The 5,292-nt window shown below is 44.9% G+C and carries 5 protein-coding genes; all 5 read left to right on the top strand.

All coding sequences use genetic code 11. The annotated features are described in order from the left end of the window. The coding region (locus AC1WIP_RS10865; protein WP_481141845.1) for an SEC-C metal-binding domain-containing protein at nt 1–620 on the top strand (620 nt) is incomplete at its 5' end. 70 nt (nt 621–690) lie between these two features. Continuing rightward, the gene (locus AC1WIP_RS10860; RefSeq protein ID WP_481141844.1) at nt 691–1,203 is read left to right on the top strand and encodes a hypothetical protein; all 513 of its coding nucleotides are present in this window, start codon (nt 691–693) and stop codon (nt 1,201–1,203) included. A gap of 97 nt (nt 1,204–1,300) precedes the next feature. Continuing rightward, nucleotides 1,301–2,290, top strand: a complete 990-nt coding sequence (locus AC1WIP_RS10855; protein WP_481141843.1) for a LacI family DNA-binding transcriptional regulator — start codon at nt 1,301–1,303, stop codon at nt 2,288–2,290. Nucleotides 2,291–2,474: 184 nt separating this feature from the next. Beyond that, nucleotides 2,475–4,745 carry a glycogen/starch/alpha-glucan phosphorylase gene (locus AC1WIP_RS10850; RefSeq protein WP_481141842.1) on the top strand — a complete coding sequence of 757 codons (2,271 nt, stop codon included), beginning with the start codon at nt 2,475–2,477 and terminating at the stop codon, nt 4,743–4,745. Nucleotides 4,746–4,898: 153 nt separating this feature from the next. Further along, a partial coding sequence (locus AC1WIP_RS10845) for a 4-alpha-glucanotransferase (RefSeq protein WP_481141846.1) occupies nt 4,899–5,292 on the top strand: 394 nt, incomplete at its 3' end.

Genomic DNA, 5,292 nt, shown 5'->3' with positions numbered 1-5,292 from the left:
ATCCAATTTATTCTTCAAAAGGCTTGTTTATACATATACCAATACTGGAGAATGATGAAGCTGGTGATTTGCTGGATAGCCAAATGGATAAAGAGTTTTATATACCATCGGTACAGCAGATCGAAGAAATTTGCAGAATAGGATATGAAGAAAATTCATTGGCATATAAAAAATTACAAAAATTTTTTATGAGTAAATTAGATTTACCATATGAGCAGGCTGTAACGTGGTGTCTGCAGGTATGGGCAGACAGCTGTGATGGAGAATCACCAGCGGATGTGATTCGTAAAATGTCAGATGCAGATGTGGTATTTAAGAATGAAAAGCAAATGGAGGAGTTTGTGGGATTGCTTATGGATGCTCATAATAACACAAGAATGAAACAAAACAGAGGCCATACACCGAATGAATTGACAAGAAGAAAATCTGTATGTAGAATGCCTACAGTCGTGCCAGGAAGTTCTCATGCAGCTGCAATGTTAAGAAATGCGGCGCCTCAATTAAATGAGCTGGGGATACCTGCTGACTTAGAAGGAAGTGCGGAAAAGAAAATATATCCTAACGATCCATGTCCCTGTGGTTCGGGCAAGAAGTATAAGAAGTGTTGCGGCAGAAAGTAAAAAATAAGGGGAATAATTACTTTAAATATAGGAAATTTACTAAAACTACAAGTGTAAAAGGAGGAAAAGTATGAAGAAAAGATGTATTTTTTGCTTTGCTGTGTTTGCTTTTTGCCTTCTTATTTTGTCCGGCTGTGGTGAACAGGAGACGAGAATTTACGAGTATGAGGATGAAGAATCCTATTTCAGCATAGAGGTGCCTGCAGACTGGACGGTGGATATAAACGAAGGTTGGCCTGGGTTTCCCGGCGATACTCCGGAAGAATCTTATGAGGCAAGCCCTGACGTGGGGCTTTACATTTATGTAGATGGCGAAGAAGAAAATCAAATTTATTTTTACCGTCAATGGGGGCATATTTCCAGCTTCCTGAAGGAAGATGGAAAGGTTTCTGTGAATGAATCCCTTTCTGCAGCCCACTATAAGGAGGAGCGTGACGGGCTTGTCTTGGAAACCTATATTTTTGATGAGGAAGGTATTACAGGAAGCGGCTTTTATGCTCTGTCCATAGCGCTTCCGCGCCAGGTATACCGCAGCCATCAAAAGGAAATACAAAGGGCGGTGGAAAGCATCTGCATTAGATGAGAAGTGTACAATTATGGAAAACAAATTATCGCCCGATTGACTTTTCACTTTTTACCATATACTATAAGAGCAGAATAAACAGAGGACGGAGCAGAGTATGGTTTCCATTAAGGAAGTGGCAAAACATGCCGGTGTGGCAATTTCCACCGTGTCAAAGGTGCTGAACGGTTATCCCAATATCAGTGAGGAAACGAAAAAAAAGGTGCAGGACGCCATAAAGGAATTGAATTATATTCCCAATTCCATTGCATCGGCCCTTTCCTCCAAGCAGTTTGGGAGGGTTGCTGTCATTTTAGACCCAAAGAAACAGACCCAGGCCATAGATCAGATTTTCATGCAGTATCTGCTGGGAGCGCTGGATAAAGCCAAGGAGCTGAATTTGGAGGCGTTAACGGTGTTTACCTCCATGTTGGCGGGGATGAGCGCCGAGGAGATCACCCGGTATTTTTTGTCCCAGAGTGTGGCCGGTGTGATCATATATGGGCTTTCCAGGGAAGATAAGGTCTTTCAGAAGCTGATAGATGACCGCCAGTTTTCCTGTGTGGTGATTGATGCGCCGGTGATCAACGAAAGAACCACCTGCGTGGGGATTGATCACGAACAGGCCCAGTATGATGTGGCAAAAAAAACCATTTTGGGTGACAACTGCAAAAGGGTGCTCTATATTGCGGGAAAAAAGGACGGCTATGTGACGGAGCAGCGCCTGAATGGCATGAAGCGTCTGGCACAGGAGCTTTCACTGGCCATGCTGGTTCGTCCGGGAAATTTCAGTGAGCTGGCGGCCAGGAATATTACCATGAAATATGCCAAGAATAAGGATGTAGTGGTGTGTGCATCGGATCTGATGGCAATCGGAGCCATGAATGCGCTGATCGATATGGATATTTTCCGCCCGGTATGCGGCTTTGACGGTATCACGCTGATGGGATATGTGGGAAAGCAGATGAATACGGTGAAGCAGGATTTTTACAGTATTTCCAGCCGGGCTGTGGAGGAGGTAAAACGTCTGATGGACGGAGAAGCAGGCCGGCAGGTGGTCATGCCACACAGCATTGTCAAAATGTACTATAAGGATATTATTCGTTAGGTGATATTGCACAAATTAAAAAGAATCACTTGCGGAAAACGTTTTCCTGTGATATGCTACCAGCGTGGGAGATATTTACCAATGCGGAAGATATTTACCAGTGCGTAAAATATTTGTCGGCGTAAAATCAGAGAAACCCTACAAGACATATTGAGAGAAGAGATTTATGACAGGAGGCAGGACCATGAATTTGGAACAACAGTTAAATGAAATTACGGGAAGAATATATGGCAAGAATATTGCGGCATGTACTGACGCCCAGCTGTACAACTGTATACTTCATCTTGCGAAAAAGAGGATGGAGGAGACTCCCGTGATTGCAGGAGAGAAAAAGGTTTATTATATTTCCATGGAGTTTTTGATCGGAAAGCTTTTATCCAATAATTTAATCAATCTGGGAATTTATGAGGAGCTTAACGAGATCCTTGCAAAAAATGGCAAGGAGCTTTCCAGAATTGAGGAGGAGGAGCCGGAGCCCTCTCTGGGCAACGGCGGCCTGGGCCGTCTGGCTGCCTGCTTTCTTGATTCTATTGCAACCCTTGGGCTGTCGGGAGACGGTATCGGGCTGAACTATCATTTTGGGCTGTTCAAGCAGGTATTTGAGGATCATCTGCAGAGAGCGGAGAAAAATCAGTGGATTGAGAGCAATTCCTGGCTGAAGAAGGAGGGAAGTACCTTTGAGGTGGCCTTTGGGGACAGAAAGGTGACCTCCGTTCTCTACGATATTGATGTAATCGGCTATGGAAACGGCAGAAATAAGCTGCACTTGTTTGACATTGCCTCCGTTGACGAGAGCCTTGTAAAGGAGGGTATTGATTTTGACAAGGAGGCAGTAGAGAAAAATCTGACGCTGTTTTTGTACCCGGACGATTCCGATAAGGCGGGAAATCTGCTGCGGATTTATCAGGAATACTTTATGGTCAGCAGCGGAGCCCAGCTCATTATAAAGGAATTAAAGGAAGCGGGCCGGGATCTTCACAAGATGAATGAGTATGCGGCCATTCAGATCAACGACACCCATCCGACCATGGTGATTCCAGAGCTGATTCGGATTCTCACCGGTCAGGAGGGCTTTACCATGGATGAGGCCATCCAGGTGGTGAGCAAAACCTGCGCCTATACCAATCATACTATTTTGGCGGAGGCGCTGGAGAAATGGCCCCTTTCCTATATAGAGCAGGTGGTTCCCCAGCTGGTTCCCGTGATTGAGGAGTTAAGCAGGCGGGTGGCTGAAAAATATGAGGATGAAAAGGTACAGATCATCGACAAGGACGATAAGGTGCACATGGCTCATATTGATATCCATTATGGCTACAGTGTAAACGGAGTGGCGGCTATTCACACGGATATCTTAAAGAAAACCGAGCTGAACCATTTCTATAAGCTGTATCCTGAAAAATTTAACAACAAGACCAATGGAATCACCTTTAGACGCTGGCTTTTGTCCTGTAACAGGGAGCTTTCCGCCTTTTTGACACAGACCATTGGAGATGGTTTCAAGAAGGATGCAAGGGAGCTGGAAAAGCTTTTGACCAGGATAGACGATGAGGCTGTCCTGGACACACTGGCCCAGATCAAGAAGGAGAAGAAGGAGCAGCTGGCAGCCCATATTTTGGAAAAGGAAGGGGTGGAGCTGGATACCAATTCTATTTTTGATATTCAGGTGAAGCGTCTCCATGAGTATAAGCGCCAGCAGATGAACGCCTTGTACATTATCCATAAATATCTGGAGATTAAGGCTGGAAAGAAGCCTTCCACACCGGTCACCTTCCTTTTTGGAGCAAAGGCGGCGCCGGCTTATGTGATTGCTCAGGATATCATTCATCTGATTTTGGTTCTCTCAGAGATTGTAAACAATGATCCCCAGGTCAGCCCTTATATGAAGGTGGTGATGGTGGAGAACTACAATGTAAGCTATGCGGAAAAGCTGATTCCGGCCTGCGATATCTCCGAGCAGATCTCACTGGCCTCCAAGGAGGCGTCAGGCACCGGCAATATGAAGTTTATGTTAAACGGCGCAGTTACCTTAGGAACCAGCGACGGCGCAAATGTAGAAATCCATGAGCTGGTGGGAGACGAAAACATTTATATTTTCGGAGAAAAGAGCGAGACTGTCATCGATCACTATGCCAAGGGAGATTATGTTTCAAGGGATTACTATGAAAAGAGTCCCGTCATTAAACAAGCGGTTGACTTTATTGTAAGCAAGGAGGCTCTGGCAGTGGGACATACGGAAAATCTGGAGCGTCTCTACAAGGAGCTTTTGAACAAGGACTGGTTTATGACCCTTTTGGATCTGGAGGATTACATCCGGGTGAAGGATCAGGCTCTGAAGGATTATGAGAACCGTCAGAAATGGAAGAGAATGATGCTGGTAAACATTGCAAAGGCAGGATTTTTCTCTTCGGACCGCACCATCTCGGAATATAACCGGGATATCTGGAAACTGAGATAAGAAAAAGACCTCTCTGCAGCGGCGCATCCCAATGCAGGGCGGTCTTTTTTAGAAGCAGACTGGAAAAAGAAAACTGCTTCCAATCTCATCGCTTTTTGTGTATTATGATAAAAGAAGTATAGAAGCTTGTTTGGACGCTTCGGATCGGAGAAAATTATGAGAAAAAGCGGAATTTTACTGCCTGTTGCAAGCCTGCCCTCCCCCTATGGGATCGGGTGCTTTTCAAAGGAGGCATATGATTTTGTAGATCGTCTTAAGGAGGCGGGACAATCCTATTGGCAGATACTTCCCTTAGGCCCCACCAGCTATGGGGATTCGCCTTATCAGTCCTTCTCTACCTTTGCTGGGAATCCCTATTTTATTGATCCCGAAGAACTGATAGAAAGAGGGTGGATCAGCAAAGAAAGGTGCAGTGCCTTTGACTTTGGAGAGGACGAAGAAAGCATTGACTACGGAAAAATTTATGAAAACAGGTTTCAGATGCTTAAGGAAGCCTATAAAAACAGTGAAATAAAAAGAGCAGGTGATATGAACCGTATCACCTGCT

The organism is Acetatifactor sp., assembly GCF_982438285.1.
The sequence above is the reverse complement of the archived record's forward strand: the minus strand, read 5'-3'. Positions and strand labels throughout refer to the sequence as shown.